General features: G+C 69.4%; 21 protein-coding genes. 12 read left to right on the top strand and 9 right to left on the bottom strand.

Annotated features, from left to right (window positions below):
* The first annotated feature begins 6 nt into the window (after positions 1-6).
* Complete coding sequence (locus ACZ54P_RS24045) at positions 7-684, top strand: TetR/AcrR family transcriptional regulator (protein WP_465463811.1); 678 nt, start codon at positions 7-9, stop codon at positions 682-684.
* Here the strand turns inward: ACZ54P_RS24045 and ACZ54P_RS24040 are convergent, their stop codons facing one another.
* Genes ACZ54P_RS24040 through ACZ54P_RS24030 form a run of 3 tightly spaced genes read right to left on the bottom strand, consistent with a single transcriptional unit; the run spans position 685 to position 3,922 of the window.
* Positions 685-1,536, bottom strand: coding sequence for an SDR family NAD(P)-dependent oxidoreductase (locus ACZ54P_RS24040; RefSeq protein ID WP_465463810.1), 852 nt, complete (start codon positions 1,534-1,536; stop codon positions 685-687).
* On the bottom strand, positions 1,533-2,432 hold the full coding sequence (locus ACZ54P_RS24035) for an alpha/beta fold hydrolase (RefSeq protein WP_465463809.1): 900 nt from the start codon (positions 2,430-2,432) through the stop codon (positions 1,533-1,535). Before ACZ54P_RS24035 ends, ACZ54P_RS24040 begins: the two co-directional genes overlap by 4 nt.
* A complete protein-coding gene (locus ACZ54P_RS24030; RefSeq protein WP_465463808.1) occupies positions 2,429-3,922 on the bottom strand; it encodes a flavin-containing monooxygenase in 1,494 nt (497 codons plus the stop codon). Before ACZ54P_RS24030 ends, ACZ54P_RS24035 begins: the two co-directional genes overlap by 4 nt.
* Before the next feature lie 89 nt (positions 3,923-4,011).
* Between ACZ54P_RS24030 and ACZ54P_RS24025 the strand changes: the two genes are divergently transcribed.
* Entirely contained in the window at positions 4,012-5,256 is a 1,245-nt protein-coding gene (locus ACZ54P_RS24025; RefSeq protein WP_465463807.1) for a PucR family transcriptional regulator, read from the top strand.
* A gap of 56 nt (positions 5,257-5,312) precedes the next feature.
* On the opposite strand, the gene ACZ54P_RS24020 is transcribed toward ACZ54P_RS24025, so the two are convergent.
* The gene (locus ACZ54P_RS24020; protein ID WP_465463806.1) at positions 5,313-5,645 is read right to left on the bottom strand and encodes an effector-associated constant component EACC1; all 333 of its coding nucleotides are present in this window, start codon (positions 5,643-5,645) and stop codon (positions 5,313-5,315) included.
* A gap of 149 nt (positions 5,646-5,794) precedes the next feature.
* On the opposite strand from ACZ54P_RS24020, the gene ACZ54P_RS24015 reads away from it, so the two are divergent.
* The 4 genes from ACZ54P_RS24015 to ACZ54P_RS24000 all read left to right on the top strand — a co-directional run bounded on the left by ACZ54P_RS24015 (position 5,795) and on the right by ACZ54P_RS24000 (position 8,769).
* Complete coding sequence (locus tag ACZ54P_RS24015; RefSeq protein WP_465463805.1) at positions 5,795-6,400, top strand: isocitrate lyase/PEP mutase family protein; 606 nt, start codon at positions 5,795-5,797, stop codon at positions 6,398-6,400.
* Complete coding sequence (locus ACZ54P_RS24010; protein ID WP_465463804.1) at positions 6,397-6,573, top strand: hypothetical protein; 177 nt, start codon at positions 6,397-6,399, stop codon at positions 6,571-6,573. Before ACZ54P_RS24015 ends, ACZ54P_RS24010 begins: the two co-directional genes overlap by 4 nt.
* A 115-nt stretch (positions 6,574-6,688) precedes the next feature.
* On the top strand, positions 6,689-7,303 hold the full coding sequence (locus tag ACZ54P_RS24005) for a DUF2238 domain-containing protein (RefSeq protein ID WP_465463803.1): 615 nt from the start codon (positions 6,689-6,691) through the stop codon (positions 7,301-7,303).
* Positions 7,304-7,386: 83 nt separating this feature from the next.
* The gene (locus ACZ54P_RS24000) at positions 7,387-8,769 is read left to right on the top strand and encodes a serine/threonine-protein kinase (RefSeq protein ID WP_465463802.1); all 1,383 of its coding nucleotides are present in this window, start codon (positions 7,387-7,389) and stop codon (positions 8,767-8,769) included.
* Position 8,770: 1 nt separating this feature from the next.
* Here ACZ54P_RS24000 and ACZ54P_RS23995 read toward each other — a convergent pair whose 3' ends face one another.
* The 3 genes from ACZ54P_RS23995 to ACZ54P_RS23985 are packed head-to-tail and all read right to left on the bottom strand — an operon-like array spanning position 8,771 to position 11,039.
* Entirely contained in the window at positions 8,771-10,003 is a 1,233-nt protein-coding gene (locus ACZ54P_RS23995; protein WP_465463801.1) for a hypothetical protein, read from the bottom strand.
* Entirely contained in the window at positions 10,003-10,704 is a 702-nt protein-coding gene (locus ACZ54P_RS23990; RefSeq protein WP_465463800.1) for a hypothetical protein, read from the bottom strand. The genes ACZ54P_RS23995 and ACZ54P_RS23990 overlap by 1 nt, the downstream gene beginning before the upstream one ends.
* Positions 10,705-10,709: 5 nt before the next feature.
* On the bottom strand, positions 10,710-11,039 hold the full coding sequence (locus ACZ54P_RS23985; protein ID WP_465463799.1) for a hypothetical protein: 330 nt from the start codon (positions 11,037-11,039) through the stop codon (positions 10,710-10,712).
* A 71-nt stretch (positions 11,040-11,110) separates the two neighbouring features.
* On the opposite strand from ACZ54P_RS23985, the gene ACZ54P_RS23980 reads away from it, so the two are divergent.
* From ACZ54P_RS23980 to ACZ54P_RS23965, 4 genes are read left to right on the top strand one after another with little or no spacing between them, the layout of a single operon-like run.
* On the top strand, positions 11,111-12,241 hold the full coding sequence (locus ACZ54P_RS23980) for a BTAD domain-containing putative transcriptional regulator (protein ID WP_465463798.1): 1,131 nt from the start codon (positions 11,111-11,113) through the stop codon (positions 12,239-12,241).
* A gap of 33 nt (positions 12,242-12,274) precedes the next feature.
* Positions 12,275-12,442 (top strand): CopG family transcriptional regulator, encoded by a 168-nt coding sequence (locus tag ACZ54P_RS23975; RefSeq protein WP_465463797.1) that lies wholly within the window; start codon positions 12,275-12,277, stop codon positions 12,440-12,442.
* Positions 12,443-12,450: 8 nt separating this feature from the next.
* Entirely contained in the window at positions 12,451-12,789 is a 339-nt protein-coding gene (locus tag ACZ54P_RS23970) for a VOC family protein (RefSeq protein WP_465463796.1), read from the top strand.
* Positions 12,786-14,132, top strand: a complete 1,347-nt coding sequence (locus tag ACZ54P_RS23965) for an MFS transporter (protein ID WP_465463795.1) — start codon at positions 12,786-12,788, stop codon at positions 14,130-14,132. The genes ACZ54P_RS23970 and ACZ54P_RS23965 overlap by 4 nt, the downstream gene beginning before the upstream one ends.
* On the opposite strand, the gene ACZ54P_RS23960 is transcribed toward ACZ54P_RS23965, so the two are convergent.
* Positions 14,129-14,566, bottom strand: a complete 438-nt coding sequence (locus ACZ54P_RS23960) for a histone-like nucleoid-structuring protein Lsr2 (RefSeq protein ID WP_465463794.1) — start codon at positions 14,564-14,566, stop codon at positions 14,129-14,131. The two genes, ACZ54P_RS23965 and ACZ54P_RS23960, sit on opposite strands and share 4 nt — an antisense overlap.
* A 208-nt stretch (positions 14,567-14,774) precedes the next feature.
* A complete protein-coding gene (locus ACZ54P_RS23955) occupies positions 14,775-15,602 on the bottom strand; it encodes an alpha/beta fold hydrolase (RefSeq protein ID WP_465463793.1) in 828 nt (275 codons plus the stop codon).
* Between the two features lie 169 nt (positions 15,603-15,771).
* On the opposite strand from ACZ54P_RS23955, the gene ACZ54P_RS23950 reads away from it, so the two are divergent.
* Together ACZ54P_RS23950 and ACZ54P_RS23945 are read left to right on the top strand one after the other, a co-directional pair.
* Complete coding sequence (locus ACZ54P_RS23950; RefSeq protein WP_465463792.1) at positions 15,772-16,776, top strand: glycosyltransferase; 1,005 nt, start codon at positions 15,772-15,774, stop codon at positions 16,774-16,776.
* A 355-nt stretch (positions 16,777-17,131) separates the two neighbouring features.
* Entirely contained in the window at positions 17,132-18,574 is a 1,443-nt protein-coding gene (locus ACZ54P_RS23945; RefSeq protein ID WP_465463791.1) for an amino acid permease, read from the top strand.
* Positions 18,575-18,616: the final 42 nt, after the last annotated feature.

Raw genomic sequence — 18,616 nt, 5'->3', positions numbered from 1 at the left:
CTGCGGGTGACCGAGCGAGACCCCGCCGCCCTTCCGGCGCGCCGGAAGCTGCCCAAGGGGCCGCACAACCTCAGCCGCGACGAGGTCGCGGGCACCCAGCGCGCCCGGCTCATCGACGCGGTCCTGGAGAACACCGGAACCCGCGGCTACGTCGCCACCACCATCGGCCACATCACCGCCACCGCGGGGGTGTCGCGAACGTCGTTCTACGAGCAGTTCACCGACAAGCAGGACGCGTTCCTCACCGCCTACCGCCAGACCACCGCCGAATTCATCGCGCAGGGTGTCGCCGTGGCTGCCGAAGCCGCGACCCCCTTGGCCGCGGTCACCGCCTGCTGCGACTTCCTCGTCGACTACGTGCACCGCCGCCCGACGGCCGTCCGCGCGGTCCTGCTGGAGATCTACGCGCTGGGCGACGCCGGGCTCGAAGCGCGTGAAACCACCTTGCGCGCGGGGGAAGCCGTCTTCGAGCGGACGGCGAAATGGCTGCGTGCCACCGATCCCGCGCTGCCGGCACCGCCGCCGTTCACCGCGCGGACGGTCGTCGCCGCGACGATCGAGCTGATCACGCAGGCCATCTGGAACGGCACCGAAGACGCCTACGGTCAGGCGCGGGAGGCCGTCCGCTACACCTGGCTGCTCGGATTGTTCGGGCACCAGGGCATCGACGCCGCCCGGCCTTGATCACGAGCGGGCGAAGCGCCGCCGTTCGAAGTCGACGATCAGCTTCGGGTAATGGCGCGGGAACAGCCGGACGAGCCTGTCGACGAGTTTGGCGTCGTTGCCCACGAGCACCCGCGGTTTCCCCGCTTCGACACCGTCGACGATGATGCGGGCGGCCCGTTCGGCCGGCATCTTCAGCAGCTTTTCGTTGTACAGCCGGACACGCTCCAGCTGCTCGGCGGTGGGCTCGATGCCGCGGGCCTGGGCTTCTTTCAGCGCCGACGAGGCGATGCCGGTCTTGACCCCGCCCGGGTGCACCACCGTCACGTGCACGGGATGCCGGTCGCGGATCATTTCGGTGCGCAGCGCCTCGGTGAAGCCGCGGACGCCGAACTTGCTGGCGCAGTACGCGGTGAGCGTCGGCTGGGCCATGAAACCGTTGAGGCTGGAGACATTGACGACGTGTCCGTCACCGGAGTCGATCAGGTGCGGCAGGAAGGCCTTGGTGCCGTTGATGACGCCGAAGAGGTTGACGACCAGCGTGCGGTCGTAACTCTCCCAGTCGGTTTCGAGGATCGTCTGACCGCCGCCCGCGATTCCGGCGTTGTTGTAGATCTGGTGCACCACCCCGAATCGCCCGGCAACCGCGGCCGCGTACGCCACGAAGGCCGCCCGGTCTCCGACGTCGAGCGTCGTGCCTTCTACTTCCGCTCCAAGGGCCTTGACCTCGGCGACCGTCTCGGCGAGACCGGTTTCGTCCACATCGGACACCGCGAGCCGGGCGCCGCGCCTCGCCAGTTCCAGCGCCAGCTGCCGTCCGATTCCGGAGCCCGCGCCGGTGACGACGGTGACCTTGCCACGAACGGTGTTCATCGGGCTTCTCCTGTCGGGTTCGAGGCCAGTCCGGTGGTGAGCTCGACGAGCCGATCGACCAGATCCGGGGCGATGTGGTGGCCCATCCCGGGGATTTCCACGTAACGAGCGCCCTTCACGGCCTTGGCGGTCGCGCGCCCGCCGCTGTGGTGGACCATGCGGTCGCTGTCACCGTGGACGACGATCGTCGGGCAGGTGATGCGGCCGAGTTCGGCGGTGCGGTCGCCACTGGCCTGGATCGCGCCGATCTGGCGGGCGATGCCGCTGCGGGCGCGCCGCCCGCCCGCCCGCTCCCACAGGCCGGTGGCCCAGGCCGTTTCGACGTCCTTGTCCAGCGGGAACGAGGCCGAGCCGAGGTGGCCCATCATCGCCAGATGCCCGACCACCGATTCCTCGACCGTCCGGGCGGGCCGCCTTGCCATGCGCAGCAACGTCGACCGCGCCGGCTGCCCGACCCTGCGGTGCCCGGTGGTGGAGAAGATCGACGTCAGCGACAGGACGCGGCCGGGGTTCCTGGCAGCGACGGTCTGCGCGATCATGCCGCCCATCGACATACCGACCAGGTGCGCGCGCTCGATGCCCAAATGGTCCAGCAGACCGACGGTGTCGGCGGCCATGTCGCCCAGGTCGTAGGCACCCGGGAGGGGTTTGGCCAGCAGTTGCCGGAGTTTGCCCGGATTCGGCGCCTTGATGCGATCGGAGCAGCCCGCGTCCCGGTTGTCGAACCGGACGACGCGGAATCCCTGGCCGGTGAATCCGTCGATCATCCGCCGCGGCCAGGAAGTGAGGTCGAGCCCGAGACCGGCGATGAGCACCAGCGGGGTGCCGTCGGCGGGCCCGTCCTGGCGGTAGCAGATCCGCGGGCCGCCGGGAAGGTCGGCGAACTCGTCGGTCATGAGTTCACCGGTTCCCGGACCTCGGCGCGGGAGAAGTGCAGCTCGGGATCGGTGATGTCGTCCGCGCGCAGCAGCTTGATGTCGGAGTGGTAGCTCATCGAGGTCAGCCATGGCATGCGGTCGCCTTGGCGCGGGAGCTGGTCGAGGGCGCGCTGGACGTATCCGGCGGCGAAGTCCAGGAACGGGCGCGTCGGCATGTCCGGGTCGGCGGGGACGGGACGGCAGACGTCGTGGCCATGGGCGTCCATATGCGCGAGCAGGCGGCAGAAGTGCTCGCACAGCAGACCGATCTTGAGCGTCCACGACGAGTTCGTGTAGCCGATCGCGAACGCCAGGTTCGGCACGCCCGAGAGCATCATTCCCTTGTAGGCGACGGTTTCCGAGAGCACGACCGGTTCGCCGTCGACACTGAACGAGGCACCGCCGAACACCTGGAGGTTCAGCCCGGTGGCGGTGACGATGACGTCCGCCTCCAGCTCCCGTCCGGATTCCAGCAGGATCCCCTTTTCGGTGAACGTGGCGATCTTGTCGGTGACCACGTCGGCGTCACCCTTGCGGATGGCGGCGAACAGGTCGCCGCCGGGCACCGCGCACAGCCGCTGGTCCCACGGGTCGTACGGCGGGTTGAAGTGCTCGTCGACCGGATAGCCCGCGGGCAGCTGCTTCTTGTTGACGTAGCGGATGAGCGAGCGGGCGAGCTTGGGGAACTTCTGACAGAACTGCCAGACCGCGAGGCCCTTGCGGATGTTCTTGCGGCGGGTGAGCGCGTAGGCCCGCTCCTCACCGAGGATCTTGCGGAGGCCGTTGGCGATCTTGTCCTCGCGCGGCACCGGCATCACGTAGGTCGGGGTGCGCTGCAGCATCGTGACGTGCGCCGCGGTTCCGGCCATCGCCGGGATCAGGGTGACCGCGGTGGCGCCGCTGCCGATCACGACGACGCGCTTGCCGGCGTGATCGAGGTCTTCCGGCCAGTGCTGCGGATGAACGATCGTGCCCTGGAAACGGTCGCGACCGGCGAAGTCCGGGGTGAAGCCCTCGTCGTAGCGGTAGTAGCCACCCGCGTTGAACAGCCAGCCCGCGCTCAACCGGGTGCGCTCACCGGTGTCGGTCCGTTCGATCTCGAGCAGCCAGTGGGCCTCGTCACTCGACCAGTCGGCCGAGACCACCTTGTGGTGATACCGGATGCTGGGTTCGAGGCCGTTCTCGGTGACCGCCTCCCGCAGGTACGACAGGATTCGCGGTGCGTCGGCGATGGACTGCTTGTCCCGCCACGGCTTGAACTCGTAGCCGAACGTGTGGAGGTCGGAGTCCGACCGGATGCCGGGGTAGCGGAACAGGTCCCAGGTGCCGCCGGACGCGCCGCGGGCCTCCAGGATGGCGAACTTCTTGCCCGGGTTCTCGGTCTTCAGGTAGCGCGCGGCCCCGATCCCGGAAATCCCGGCACCGATGATGACCACGTCGAGGTGCTCGACGGGTGTGCTCGTCGTCATGCGGTACTCCAGCCTCGTCTCGGTTCCCTCCACGATGAGGGTTCACCGAGGGATTGCGCTAGTGCTATCTGCACCACCATCATGGGCCCATGGTGCACAGTGCCGCAGCGCGATGGCCCACCCTGTCACCGGAGGCGCGGGATCTCTTCCGGCGCGGGGCGGAGATCGTCCTGCATCCGCGCGCCGAATGGATCGAGGAGCTGCACGAAGCTTCGCTCGGCGGGGACAGTATGCGCGCGGTCGCCGAAGACCCCGTGCTCACCGAGGGGACCAAACGCGCGAATCTGGCGAACCTCCTGCACTGGGCGGCCGCCAACGTGCAGCATCCGGGCAGGCGGGTCCCCGCCAACCTGAACCAGGAAGTCCTCGACGGCGCCCGCGACATGGTGCGCCGGGGCTTCGACTCCGGCGGCCTCGACGCCTACCGGCGCGCACAGGGCGTGGCCTGGCGGCGGTGGATCGAGATCTGCTTCGATCTCACCGCCGACCCCGTCCTGCTCCGCGAACTGCTGGACGTCTCGTCGCTGTCGATCACCACCTTCATCGAGGACACCGTGGCGGCGGTGTCCGAGCGGATGGCCGCCGAACGCACCGAACTGACCCGCGGCGCCCACGCCGAACGGCGCGCCGCGGTCACCCTCCTGCTGGAAGGCGCGCCCATCAGCCGATCGCGGGCCGAAGCGCAGCTGGGCTACCCGCTCGCGGGCCCCCATACGGCCGCGATCGTCTGGAGCGGCTCGGCCACGCCGTCGTCCCAGCAGCTCGAAACCGCCGCGGAAACGCTCATGCGGGCCAGCGGCGCTTCGCACCGGCTGACCGTCGTCGCCAGCGCCGCCGCCCTGTGGGTCTGGCTGCCCGGCCGGACCCCGCCGCGAGCGGACCGGCTCGCCGAAGAACTCGCGCCGCACCCCGACGTCCGGGTGGCGCTGGGACGGCCCGGCAGCGGCATCGACGGCTTCCGCCGCAGCCATCTGGACGCCGCCGCCACACAGCGGATGCTCGCCCGGCTCACCTCACCGCAGCAGATCGCGCGGTACCAGGATATCCAGCTGCTCGCCCTGCTCACCGGCGATCCGGCCCAGGCGGGCGAATTCGTCGCCGACACCCTCGGCGAGCTCCGGCACGCCGACGCCGAAACGCGGGAGACCGTCCGGTCCTATGTGTACGAACTCGGCAACACGACACGGACCGCCGAACGGCTCTACACCCACCGGAACACCGTCGTGCGGAGGCTGGCGCGGGCCGACGAGCTGCTCCCCCGGCCGTTGGCGGAGAACGCGGTCAACGTGGCCGTCGCACTGGAGACGTTGCGGTGGCTGGGAAGTGGGGCTTGAGGACCGGAACCGCGGTGGCCGTTCGGTACCGGTGGTCGTGAGTGGCGATTCGGGTTCTAACCCGAATCGCCACTCACGACCCGCGGGAGGTCCAGGTTCCGCAGCATGGCACGTTGTTCCTCCGTCAACTCAGTCTCCACCGTGATGGTGAACGGTGGTGTTTCGTTGCGGGAGAGCAGAAAATTGCCCCAAGCGATGCCGAGGTTGGCCAGGCCGGTCAGGGAGCCGATGGACATGCAGATGACTTCGAAGGCTCCCATGTGGCCCGGATGCCGCGAACCCGCGGTGCCGATCGTCGCGGTCCGGACCACGTCCGCGTCGTCGCGAAGCCAGTCGTAGAACTCTTTCAGCGCTTGTTCGTCACCGCCGGCGTTGATGGTCAGCTCCACGGGACCTCCACTCGAACATGACTTTCCTAAAGGTCGCCGTCAGGGCTCGAGGCGTAACAAGAATCCTGTCCTGAGACCTGACGGTGATTCCCGTCGACCGGCTCGGCGTCCTCGCGGCGGCGTCGTGGGCGGCGCTCTAGATTGGAGACATGGTTTCCACCGCCGACAAGGCCACCCGACTGCAGGAACTGCACGCCGCCCCCGATCTGCTGCTCGTCGTCAACGTCTGGGACGCGATCACCGCTAAGGTCGTCGCCGAGACCCCCGGCACTCAGGCCCTCGCCACCCCCAGCCACGGGATCGCCGCCGCACGCGGCTACCCCGATGGCGAGAAGATCCCCCGCGACGAGATGATCGCCGAGGTCGCCCTCATCGTCCGCACGGCGGGCGATCTCCCGGTCACCGCCGATCTGGAGGCAGGCTACGGCGACCCGGGCGGCACGGTCGCCAGGGCGATCGAGGTCGGGGCGGTCGGCTGCAACCTCGAAGACCAGATGAAGCCGCTGGACGAGTCCGTCAAGGCCGTCGAGGCCGCTGTCGCCGCCGCTCAGTCCGCTGGTGTCGACTTCGTGCTCAACGCGCGCACGGACGCCTTCCTCAAGGCGGGCGACCGCGACCCCGAAGAGGTGCTCGCCGAGGCGATCACCCGTGGGCGTGCCTACTTGGACGCGGGCGCGTCGAACGTCTTCGTACCCGGCGGCTTGACGAAACGCAGGTCGGCAGGCTGGTCGAGGCGCTGGGCGACCGCAAGGTGAACCTGATCGGCATCCCCGGCTCGATCCCGCTGGCGTCCGCGCGGGAACTCGGCGTCTCCCGGGTCTCCTACGGTCCGTGGAGCCAGAACGTCGCCCTCACCGCGCTGGCCAAGCTCGCCGAGGACGTCTACGCCGGTGGCGGTCTGCCCGCCGACACCCGCAAGCTGAACTGACCGGCTCGTGAGTGGTAAGGACGGTTCTAACCGTCATTACCACTCACGAGACCCTCCGGCCGCCAGAGGATGTGACGAACCAGCGGCGATCTTCACGTCGCTGTAGGGTTTTTCCATGGTGCGCGGAGTCGGCCGGACCGAGGGAACGCTGCTGGCCGGCGTGGTGGTCGTGGTACTCGTCGCGACCGGGCTCCAGGCCGGCTCACCGGGCACCTGGTTCATGGAAGTCGTCTGGGTGCTGATCGGGCTGCCGCTGGTGGTGGCGCTGCGCCGCCGTTTCCCGTTGACGCGGCTGCTCTGCTGGCTGCTGGTGCTGCACGCGATCGTGCTGTGTTACGGCGGCCAGTACACCTACGCGGAAACCCCGGCCGGGGAATGGGTGCAGCACCTGCTGGGCACACAGCGGAACAACTACGACCGGTTCGCCCACGTCGTCCAGGGCTTCGTCCCCGCGGTCGCCGTACGCGAGGTACTCCTGCGCCGCACACCGCTGCGGCCCGGTGGGTGGACCGGGTTCCTGACCGTCTGCGTGTGTCTGACGATCGCCGCCGGTTTCGAGTTCGTGGAATGGTTCAGCGCACTGCTCGCCGGGTCGGGCGCGGACGATTTCCTCGGCACCCAAGGAGATGTCTGGGACACGCAGTGGGACATGTTCCTCTGCCTGTGCGGCGCGGTGCTTTCCCTGCTGGTCTGGCGCCGGGTACACGACCGGCAACTCGCCGGACGGTAGCGGTCCGCCCGTTGCGCCCGTCGTGGATGATCGCGCGGGTTAGAGTGGCTCGCGAGCTTTCGGCCGGGTGACGGGGGAACTGTATGGCGCCGCGGGTCGGTGAGGACTTCGGTGGGTTCCGGATCGACGGGATCATCGGCCGCGGTGGCATGGGCGTGGTCTATCGCGCGTGGCAGCACCGCATGCGGCGCCCGGCGGCGCTGAAGGTGCTGCCACCGCATTACGCCGAAGACCCGGTCTACCGCGAGCGGTTCGGCCGTGAGGCGGCCGCGCTGACCCGGCTCGATTCGCCGCATGTGGTCGCGGTGTACGACCACGGCGAGGTGGACGGCAGCCTGTACCTGGCGATGCAGCTGGTCGACGGCCCCGATCTGGCCAAGGTCCTCGAAGCGGGTCCGATGACTCCGGATCGGGCGCTGACGGTGGTGGATCAGGTGATCTCCGCGCTCGGTGACGCGCACGCGATCGGCGTCGTGCACCGCGACGTCAAAGCCGCCAACGTGCTGCTGCGGCCCCGTGCCGCGCACCACGACAAGGACTTCGTCTACCTGTGCGACTTCGGCATCGCGCGCTCGACCGAGATCGACAAGGGCGCGGAGACCAGCGGGGTGATCGGCACCGTCGGTTATCTGGCGCCCGAACGGCTTCGCGGCGAACCCGCCACGGCCGCGTCGGACGTCTACGCGGTGGGTTGTCTGCTGTGGGTGACCCTGACCGGCGAACTGCCCTATCGCGGCAGCCAGCCCGAAGTGATCGTCGCCCACGACAGGGCGCCGATCCCGCAGCTGGTGGTCGACGACCCGCGCACCGCGGCGGTCAACACTCTGCTGAAGTCGTTGCTGGCCAAGGATCCTCAGGACCGTCCGACGGTGCGCGAAGTGCGTGACCGGATCCGGCTCGTGCGTGCCGACGCGCCTGCCGACGCTGTCGCCGTCGAGGCGCCTCGACGGCGCCGGACCGGTTTGGTGGCGGGCTTGGTGACCGGCGCCGCACTGCTCGTCGCGGCCGTCCTCGTGGCGATCTTCCTGATTTCGCCGGGGGTTCCGGCCACCGACCGCATCGGCCGCAGCACGCCCGCGGGGCTCACGTGCGCGCCGGTGACGGCTGCCGACGAAGGAGTGCGCGCGCAGGTCGTTTGCCAAACCGGCGGCGAGACCGGCGAACTCCGGATCTCCGCACTCGACGACACCGACGCGGCCGCCGTCTACCTGCGCACCGGGGCGGGCACGGACCCGGCCGGGCTCACCGCGGGCAAATGCCCCGGAGACCTGCCCGCCAAGCAGTCCTGGTCGCGTGACGGGCACCAGGGCACGCTCGTGTGCACGGTACTCGGCACGACCACCCGGTACGCCTGGACCGACGACGAGCACGCGACCGTGTCGGTGCTCGACGGCCGGGTCGGCACGCCTTATCCCGCCGATTTGCCCGCGGTGGAGGAATTCTTCGCCGCGCTCCGCTTCAAGTGATTCACCGTGAGCCGCGCTGCCAGCGTTCCAGCAGCGCCTCCGGCGAAGAACCCGGTGCGCCGAAGAACAAGCCGTAGACCAGTCTGGCGTCGTCGTCGAAATAGATGGTCGGACTGTGGTCGTCCGCCGTGACGAACCGGGAGAACTGCCCGACGACCGGACCACCGAGCCGGTTCCAGGTCCGTACCTCGACACTGCCGGGGACCACGCCGCCGTTCGAGGCGTTCTCCGTGCGCAGCTTGGTCAGCGCCTCGCGGTCGGAGGCCGTGCTGAACACCAGCATCGCGCCGTCGGACAGCGGGCATTTGACCGTCTCGGCCGTGCCGGTGGTGGCGGGGACCGCCTGACATTTCGCCGACTGTTCGTTGAGCACGTGTGCCTGCGCGAAATCCCACAGTGTGCCGGAGGAGAACGCCACCCCCGGCACTTCCGGGCGTTCGAGCACCCCGAACCGCCGCGCGTCGTAGAACTCCACCAAGGCCGGGAGACCGGTCTTCTGCGCCGTCAGCGTCGCGCTGACCGGACGGGGACTGTCGACGTCCCAGTAGACCGTCGATTCCCCGGAGGGGAGTTCCCGCATCGCGAACGCCGCGCCGTTACCGAGGTTGCCTGCCGACCGCAACGCGCCGGCGGCGCTCGCGAGCTCCCTGGACCGGGTGAGCCTGCCCGGCACGTCATAGGTGACGAGGGTGAGCGCGTACAGCCCGGCGTCGCAGCCGACTCGTTCCGTCTCACCGGGTTTCGCGGGCTGCTGCGCGCACCGGACGGCGCCGTCGAGCAGCCGGGCGCCGAGTGCCCGGTACCGGACGGCGACCTGGTCGAGCGCGTACCGGTCCGGCGGTGGCGCCGGGGTCTCTTCCTTGCCCTGGACGAAAAGCACCACCCCGGTCGCGATCGCGGCCACCAGCAGTACCGCCCCGCCGAGGAGCCACCATCTCGTGCGTGCGCGCGAGGGAAGCTGCCGCGTCGGGCGGTTCTGACGGTCGCCACTCCAGGTGAGCCGGTTCTCCGCGAGCGTCGGGTTCAGCGGTGGCCCGGTCGGTTCGGAATCGCGCGGCAGCGCCGCTTCCAGCGTTCCCGAATCCCGCGACCGGGCTACCAGCGCGTCGATTTCTGCCGCGCTGAAGGCGTTTCCGGATTGTCGCAGCGCGGAGCGCAGCGCCACCGGATCGGTCAGCGCGTGCCGCCCGAACCGGCGCGCGACTTCGGCGAGACGAGGGTCGTTGTCGTCCATCACGCGTCCGGATCCGCCCAGAACTTGCGGAGCACCTGCTGGTCGTCGGTACTCGCCTGCATGTAGACGGCGACCCCGGTGGCGTCCTCGTCGAAGTAGAGCCGGGCGTAACCGTTTTCCGGCTCCAGGAAGCGGATTCGGGTGCCGTGTCCTTCGCGCGGGGTGCCTACCGGGATGCCCGCGCGGATCCCCGGCCGTCCCGGCACGTACTCCCAGCGCAGCGTCCGGATCGAACCGGGCCGCGCACCGTCGTTGTCGGTCTGCAGCACCTTGCGCAGCGCGGTGAGCTGTTTGGGGAAGAACAGCACGCGGAAACTGGCGATGATGCCGGAGCCCAGCTCGCAGTTGACGGTTTCCCGGACGCTCACGATGGATTTCGCCACCTCGCAGCGAACGTCAGGGTGATCGAGGTACGGCTTCGCCGCGGCGAGCAAGCTCGGATCCTTGAAGGCCGCGGCCGCTTCCTGGGGAACCGGAGCCGAGGAAGGTTCCGCCTGGGGCGCCGACCCCATGGGCCCGGAGGGGAGCACGGACGACGACGGGGGCTGCTGCGTGCTGGGCGGTCCGCCGGTGGCGCTCGGTTCGTCGTTCCTGGTGAGCGCGATCGTCACGCCGGTCGCGGCGACGGCGGCCACCACCACAGCGGCACCGGCGAGCACGGCGATTCGTTTGCCGCGCTTCGGCTTTTCGCTGGTCAACACGGTGGTCAGTGCGGTGGTCGGCTCCTCGGACCCGGTGTCACGGGGAAGATAGCCGAGGGCCGCGCCGAGTTGCCCGCACGCCCGTTCCGCCTCGGCACCGCCGCCACAAGCGACCGTCGCGGCCCGATGCGCCTCGGCCGGAGTACCCCCTCTTCGAGTACGGCGCGCATCCGCTCGGCCGCGCCCGCACCCGCCGCCGCGGCGAGTGCGCTGATCTCGGCATCGGAGGGCGGGTCGGGGAGACTGCGCAAAGCCCCGGTGAGCACGATCGGGTCGGACAGCGCGGAGCGTCCGTGCCGGTCCACCACGTCCTCGAGTGCGGTCACTGTGGTCATGCCGGTCAGTTAAGCCCATCGCGCTTCAAGATCGCTTCAAGCCGCTGGAAGAACCTGAGATGATCGCCTCCGTGACGGTTGAAGTGCGGTTGCTGGGGCCGGTGGAGCTGACCGTCGACGGCGTGTCCGTCACCCCCGGCGGGCTGCGCCCGCGTGCGGTGCTGGCCGTGCTCGCCGCTTCCGGCGGGGCCCCGGTGAGCGCGGGCAAACTGGCCGAGGCGATCTACTCCGACACCGGGAAACCCGCGTCCCGCTCCACCGTCCAGGTCCACGTGCACCATCTCAGGCAAACCCTGGGGAGATACGGAGAATCGTTACGGCACGGTCCAGCGGGTTATCAGCTTTCCGGCGTCCGTGTCGACGTCCGCGAAGCAGAGGACGAGATCGGCCGCGCAAGAGCCGCCGAACAGGCACGCGACACCCTGGCCGCGGCGGCCGGATACCGGCGGGCACTCGAAGTGTGGCGAGGTCCGTTCTGCGCCGATCTGCCCGACCACACCGCGCTCGACCCCGCCCGCACCCTCTACGCGGAAATGCGCTGGGAGGCGCTCGAGGCGCGGATCGCCGCGGATCTGCGCGCGGGTGAGGTACCGGGACTGGTACGGGAACTCGAGGAACTGGTCACGGCTCATCCGTTGCGGGAACGGTTCTGGGGTCAGCTGATGGTCGCGCTCTACCGGGAAGGACGCCAAGCCGAGGCGCTGGACCGTTTCCGGCAGGCACGCCGGGTACTGGCCGAGGAGGCGGGCGTCGATCCGGGGCCGGCGTTGCGGGAACTGGAACGAGCGGTACTCGCCCACGCGGGGACGGCGACTCTGCTGCGCGTCGCCGCCCCCGGCGCCGCCGGAGCCGGACAACCGGCGTTGACCTGGGTCGACGGCGCCGGACGGGCCCGCGTCCGTGAGCTGCCCGCACTGGGACGCCTGGTCGTCGGCCGGGACGCGAGTGCCGATGTCGCGCTGCGCCACGACGGTGCCGTCTCCCGCGACCACGCCGAAATCACCGTCGGCGCGGACGGTCCGGTCCTGGCGGATCTCGGTTCCCGCAACGGAACCTTCCACAACGGCGAGCGGATCGCGGAACCGGTCTCGCTCGCCCCTGGCGACCTCATCCGCTGCGGCGACACGGTGCTGGCGGTGACGAGTGGTGAGACGTCGCCCGGTGTCGTGGACGGGACCACGCGTTCGCGCTCCGAACACTAGGATGCCCGCATGCTCATTTGCTAGCATGCTGGCATGACTCAGGTCGCCAAACGGCAATTCAACGTGTATCTGCCGGCCGACCTCATCAGGCGGGTGAAGCACGCGTCCGTGGACGCCGACGAATCGCTCTCGGCCTTCGTAGAGCGCGTACTCGAGGACCACCTGCGACAGAGCCATTCCCCCAGCGAGGAACGATCTTGATGCGAGTGATGCCGATCCGCTACAGCTCGGATGTCGCGGCCATGACCCGGTTCTACGAAGCGCTCGGCCTGCGCGTCGGGTCGACGTCGCGCCCCGGCGGATGGATCGAAATGCCCGCGGAAGGCGGCATGCTGGCAATCCATCGCGCGTCCGGCGAAGACGTCGGCCGCTGCGAACTGGCTTTCGCAGTCGGAGAACCGCTCGAGGACGTCGCGGAACGCTTGCGGTCAGCCGGTTTCGAGCCGGAACCGCCCGTCGACGAAGGCTTCGGACACTCCCTACGCGTTCAGGATCCCGACGGCGTCTGGGTACAACTCAACCTGTACGACCGCGACCTCTACACATGACCGAAGGCCGCCTCGCGGGGCGAACGAGACCTCTGGCCATCGCGACGGGCGTCGTCCTGCTCGAGTTCGCGGCGGCCGTGACGGGCTTCGTCGCTTCCAGCCTGCTTCCGATCGTCGCCGGCGATCTGGACGCGAGGAGCGATCTCGGCCTGCTGATCGCCGGTTCGTCGCTGGGCCTGTTCGTCGCGCTTCCGTTGGCGAGCCGGGTGTCACGGCGGCTGGGACCGCGCGGCACCCTGGCCGCCGGGATGTGCGCCTACCTCGGCGGGCTCGTGCTCGCCGCCTGCGCCCGGGCCGCGTGGATGTTCGCGCTGGGCCAGTTCGCCGCCGGACTCGCCAGCGGGCTCCTCGCCGTTTTCGGGATCGGTTCGGCGATCCGGCATCTCGACGAGCGGCTGCGGATCCGGGTGATCGCGGCGTCGTCGGCGATGTGGATCCTGCCCGCACTGCTGGGTCCGGCCGCGACACTCGCACTGGAACATCTCGTGGGGTGGCGCTGGACGTTGCTGCTGCCGGTGCCCTTCGTCCTTTTCGGACGGTTGCTGATCGTGCGCGTCATCCGGGACGTTCCGGCCGAGGAGGGCCGGCCGCGGCCGCTGGGCAGGACTCTGCTGGTGCCCTTGGGGGCGGCGGGTGTCGTGCTCGGCATGGGATGGTGGCCGCTCGCGGTCCTCGGTGCGGTGATCACGGTGGCCGGGATGATCGCGATCCTGCCCGCGGGAACCGCGCGTCTGCGGCACGGGACTCCCGCCGCCCTCGGCGCGATGGTGTTGTTCGCGGTCGGCTATTTCGGTGCCGACAGCCTGATCACGGTGCTGTTGACGCGCGGGTTCGGGGTGAGTCTCGGGCAGGCGGCGATCGTTCTCGCCGCCGCACCGCTCTGCTGGGCGGTGACGAGCCTGGTGGCCACGCACTTCACCGCGGCGCGGAACTTCCCCGTCGTCGGCTTGAGCTTGACCGCTCTGGCCACGGCCGTCCTGGCGATCGAACTCGCCGTCGGCGGCGCGTTCGCCGTGGCGCTCGCCGCATGGGCCTTGGGCGGAATCGGGGTCGGACTCGCTTATCCCGGTTTGTACCTCCGAGCGACCACCTCGGGAGCGAGCGGCTTCACCGCCGCGGAACTGGCCACCGCCGTCATCACGGCCGAGTGCCTCGGGCAGCTCTGGGGACGCGCGGTCGGCGGCACCTTGAGCTCGTCAGCCGGCACCGGAGGGCTCTTCGCCTCTTATGTGCTGTTCGCGGTCGCTCTGCTCGCTTCCGCGTGTGCGGCGAGCCGGAGCGGCGCCGGTCCAGCCTCCTGTGGTGGTCGCGTCGCGCGACCACCACAGGAGAAGGGGCCTTAGACCGCGGTCTTCTTCTTCCTGGGCGCACGCTTGCGCGCCGGAGCGTCATCGACGGGCTTCGGCTTGGCGGCAGCCTGCTCCGCGGCGTCGAAGGCCTCGTAGATGTCGTTCGGGATCCGGCCGCGTTCGGCGATCGAGTAACCGTTTTCCGCCGCCCAGGCGCGCACCCTCTGGTTGCGCTCACGGTCGGTCGGCTTCTTCGCACCGTCGAAGGCGCCGGGCACGGTCGCCTGCCCCGCCGCGACCTTGACGCGACGTCCGCCGACGCGCTTGCCGTTCTCGACGTACCGCGCGAACTCCTCGCGCAACGCGTCGGCGTTCTCGTCCGAGAGATCGATCTCGTACGTGACACCGTCGAGCGCGAAAGGAACCGTCTGCGTCGCGGTCCCGCCGTCGAGGTCGTCCACGATCTGGACGACGACTTTCTGAGCCATGAAGAGCCTTTCACCAGGTCCGCGGGAGTTCCTCCGCATCGACAATCGCTGGTGAGCCTAGCGCGAATTCGCCGAACCGGCGCCGTGACACCCGTCCGCCGGCACGAGGCGTTGCCCACAACCCGTTTTCCGCGACGTCAACGGGTTCTCCCCTGACTACTGTTCGATGTGGACACAAGCCGGGGGAATCGGCCGAGATTCCTTTGTCTCACCGAGGCCCCAAGAATTCGGCGAGAGCGCGGCCGATCGGGTCCGGGGCGTTCTCGGTGGGGATATGGCTCGCCCCCGGGATGCGGATAAGGGTGGTTCGCGGCATCTCCAGAGCGAACTTCTCGGCGTATTCCACCTTTTCGAAGCGGTCGTCCTCACCCCAGATCAGCAACTTGGGCGTCGTGGACCGTCGCAGCGCGGGAACGAGATCCAGGGTGTAGCGGCTCGCGGCCGCGCTCGCCATGGCCAGCCAGGAGCGGCGGACCCGCGGATCGGTCCACGGGTCCAGGTATTCGGTGATGCGCCCTTCGGTGGCGGCACCGGCCAGGTCCGTTGTCAAAGCCTTGCGTCGAGCGGTGAGAAACTCTTCGCCGGTCGCCTCCGCGGCGAGAAGCCGCGCTACGTGAGGAGCCGGCCACGAGCCGTACATGACCGAGTTGACCAAGGCCAGCCGAGAGATCGGTATCAGTTCGTGCGCAAGGAGATGCTGCGCGACCGCGCCACCGATGTCATGCCCCACCACGGCGATCGGCCCGGACACCTCGAGTGCGGCCACGAAGCGTGTCGTCCACTCCGCCAGGGCCGGGACCGTGGCGGTCTCCGGGGTCAGCTCTCCGCCCGACCGTCCCATTCCGGGGAAATCGACCGCGAGGGGCCGCAGCCCCGCCCTCGCCAGACCGCTCAGCACGGGAAGCCATACGCGGCTCCAATACGTGCCGTGCAGCAGCAGCACGACCGGACCGTCCTGGCGCACGGTGAGGTAGCTGGCCGTCTCGCCCTCGACCCGAGTCACCTCTCTCAGCACGCCTGATTCCGTCTTACCCATGAGACCACTGTGACCGGGACCGGCTTCCTGGCCCAGTATCGGAAAAGACATCTCCCGGCACATTTCTGCCACTCCACCGGCCCAGCGTGGCCGCCTGCGGGCAGCCAGTTACTCTCTACTGAGATGATATGAACATCTGTTGACAGCATCTGGAGTGTGGTCTGCTGACATGCGCGTACTCTTCACCAGCCTGGCGTCACCCGGCCATACGTACCCTCTGATCCCGCTCGCGATCGCCGCCAGGGAAGCCGGGCACGAGGTGCACTTCGCCGCCGGTGAGCACGTCCACGCGCCCCTGCACAGCAACGGGCTCCGGCCCTTTCGCCCGGCCGACTCTTTCTACGAGATCTACGCCGAGGATCTCGAACCGGAACTGGCCCGGCTACGGCCAGACCTCGTCGTACACGAGTGGGGGCAACCAGGGGCGGCCATCGCCGCGCAGCGCGCCGGGATTCCCGGACTCTGGCACGGATTCGGCCGCATGTTCCCCGAGGGGATCGGTCTCCGGCGCCCGGCGGCTCCCGTCCGGCCACATCTCGACATCTGCCCACCGTCCATCCAGGACAAGGACTTCCTCACGACGGCCGAGCGCATCGCACTGCGCCCGATCCCCTATGCCGAACCGGGCCCGCTCCCGTGGCGTTCCGAAGGCATTTCGCGGCCGTTGATCTACCTGACCCTCGGCACCGCGTTCGGCACGCCGGAACTGCTCACCACGGCCATCCGCGGCTTGGCCGTGCTCGGCGCGCACGTCGCGGTCGCCTCCGGCCGGATCCGCCCGGACCAGCTCGGCCCGGTGCCGGACAACGTCACGGTGCGGGCCTGGATGCCGCAAGCGGACCTGTTGCCGCACGTCGACGTGGTCGTGCAGCACGGTGGCAGCGGCACGACCCTTGGCGCGCTCGCCGTCGGCGTCCCTCAGCTCCTCCTCCCTCAGGGAGCCGACCAGTTCGCCAACGCCGAAGCCCTCAGTACCGCGGGTGCCGCGCTACGCCTCTTGCCCGCCGAAATCTCCGCGGACGCCATCGCCGACCACGCCCGGAAGTTACTGCCACAGCACGGAAACACCGCCCATCGCGACGCGGCCCGCGCGATCGCCGAAGAGATCGCCCGTATGCCCTCCCCCGCCGAGGTCGCCCGCGACCTGCCGGCCTGGGCCGAACACGCGGCGTGAACAGCCCTCCTCGACACGGGGCGGGGTCGTGGCCAGGGTGACTGGCGCCGTCATGCGTGGTCTGAGCCGGGTCTCGCGTGCTTGGTGCCGGGACGCCCGAGTGCGGGATCCAGGCACGCGTGTGCCGCGCTTGAGCACACGAGTCCCGGCGTTCACGGACCTCCCGGCCTAAGGCGTCCGGTGACGAGTGGGTCGGGTTGGTCGTGAGTGGCGATTCGGGTTCTAACCCGAATCGCCACTCACGACCACCGGTACCGAAGCCGGCCGGTACCGTTCAACGAATCGCCTGTAATCCAGGTAACCAAGCAACGATCTCCTGTTCTGCGTGTCCGGCACGGCAGATACGGTCCTCGGCATGACTTTGCGAGCCGCGGCGGTGCGGCGGAAACCGGTCGCCGATCTGATCGCCGACAGTGCTCACGGCACGCTGAAGCGCTCGCTCGGGCTCGGGCAGCTGACGATGCTCAGCATCGGCGCGACGCTGGGCAGCGGGATCTTCGTCGTGCTCGGCGAAGCGGTACCCGTGGCGGGGCCCGCGGTCGTGCTGTCGTTCGTGCTCGCCGGGATCACCGCGCTCTTCTCCGCGCTTTCCTACGCCGAACTCGCCGGGATGATCCCGGTGTCCGGATCGTCCTATTCCTACGCTTACGCCACGCTCGGCGAGCTGGTCGCCTGGGTCTGCGGCTGGTGCCTGGTGCTCGAGTACGGCGTCTCGGTGGCGTCGGTGGCCGTCGGCTGGGGGCAGTACCTCAACGAGTTGCTGCGGCTGGCGTTCGGTTTCGCCATTCCCGACGCGTTCAGCCAGCCACCGGGCTCGGGCGGGATCGTCAACGTCCCGGCCATCGTCGTCGTCCTGCTCGCCATGTTCCTGTTGCTGTCCGGAGCGAAGGAGAGCGCGCGGGCCAACGCGATCATGGTCGTGATCAAGGTCGGCACGCTGGTGCTGTTCTGCGCGATCGCGTTCTCCGCGGTACGGGCGGCGAACTTCGCCCCGTTCCTGCCGCTCGGCCTGGCCGGGCTGAGCGCCGGCGCCGCGAAACTGTTCTTCTCCTACATCGGTTTCGACGCGGCCTCCACGGCGGGCGAGGAGGCGAAGAACCCGCAACGGGATCTGCCGAGGGCGATCCTGCTCTCGCTCGCGATCGTCACCGTGCTGTACTGCCTGGTCGCCGTGGCGGCCGTGGGCGCGCTGCCGTGGCAGGAGTTCGACGGCAAGGAGGCCGCGCTCTCGCACGTGCTGGGTGCCGTGTCCGACAACCCGCTGTGGGCCGGGCTGCTGGCCGTCGGCGCCATCGTCGCGATCTCCAGCGTCGTATTGACCGTCCTCTATGGACAGACACGCATCCTGTACTCGATGTCCCGGGACGGCCTCGTCCCCGCCTCGCTGTCCAAAGTGGACCCCAAGACCGGCACTCCCCGGGTCAACACCCTCGTGGTCTCCGGCTTCGTCGCGGCGCTGGCCGCGTTCATCCCGCTCGGGAGACTGGCCGACGCCACCAGCATCGGCACGCTGTTCGCCTTCGGGTTGGTGAACGTCGCCGTCCTGCTGCTGCGAAGGCGGCAACCGGAGGCCCCGCGCTCGTTCCGCGTGCCGTTCTCCCCGGTCACGCCGATCCTCGGGGTGCTGTGCTGCGGTTACATGATGCTCAGCCTCGACGGCGAGACCTGGATCGTCTTCGCCGGCTGGATGGCGCTCGGCCTGCTCATCTACTTCGGTTACAGCATGCGCCGGTCCAGGCTCGCCGGGACCGGCGAGCGGGCCAACGCCGATTCACCCGTTCGCCGCCATGATCCCTAGCCAAGCGGCGTAGGCCGAAACCGTTGTCAACACTGTGTTCTC

It is taken from the genome of Amycolatopsis sp. NPDC034160 (genome assembly GCF_055575355.1).
This window is presented reverse-complemented; position numbering and strand designations above follow the sequence as displayed.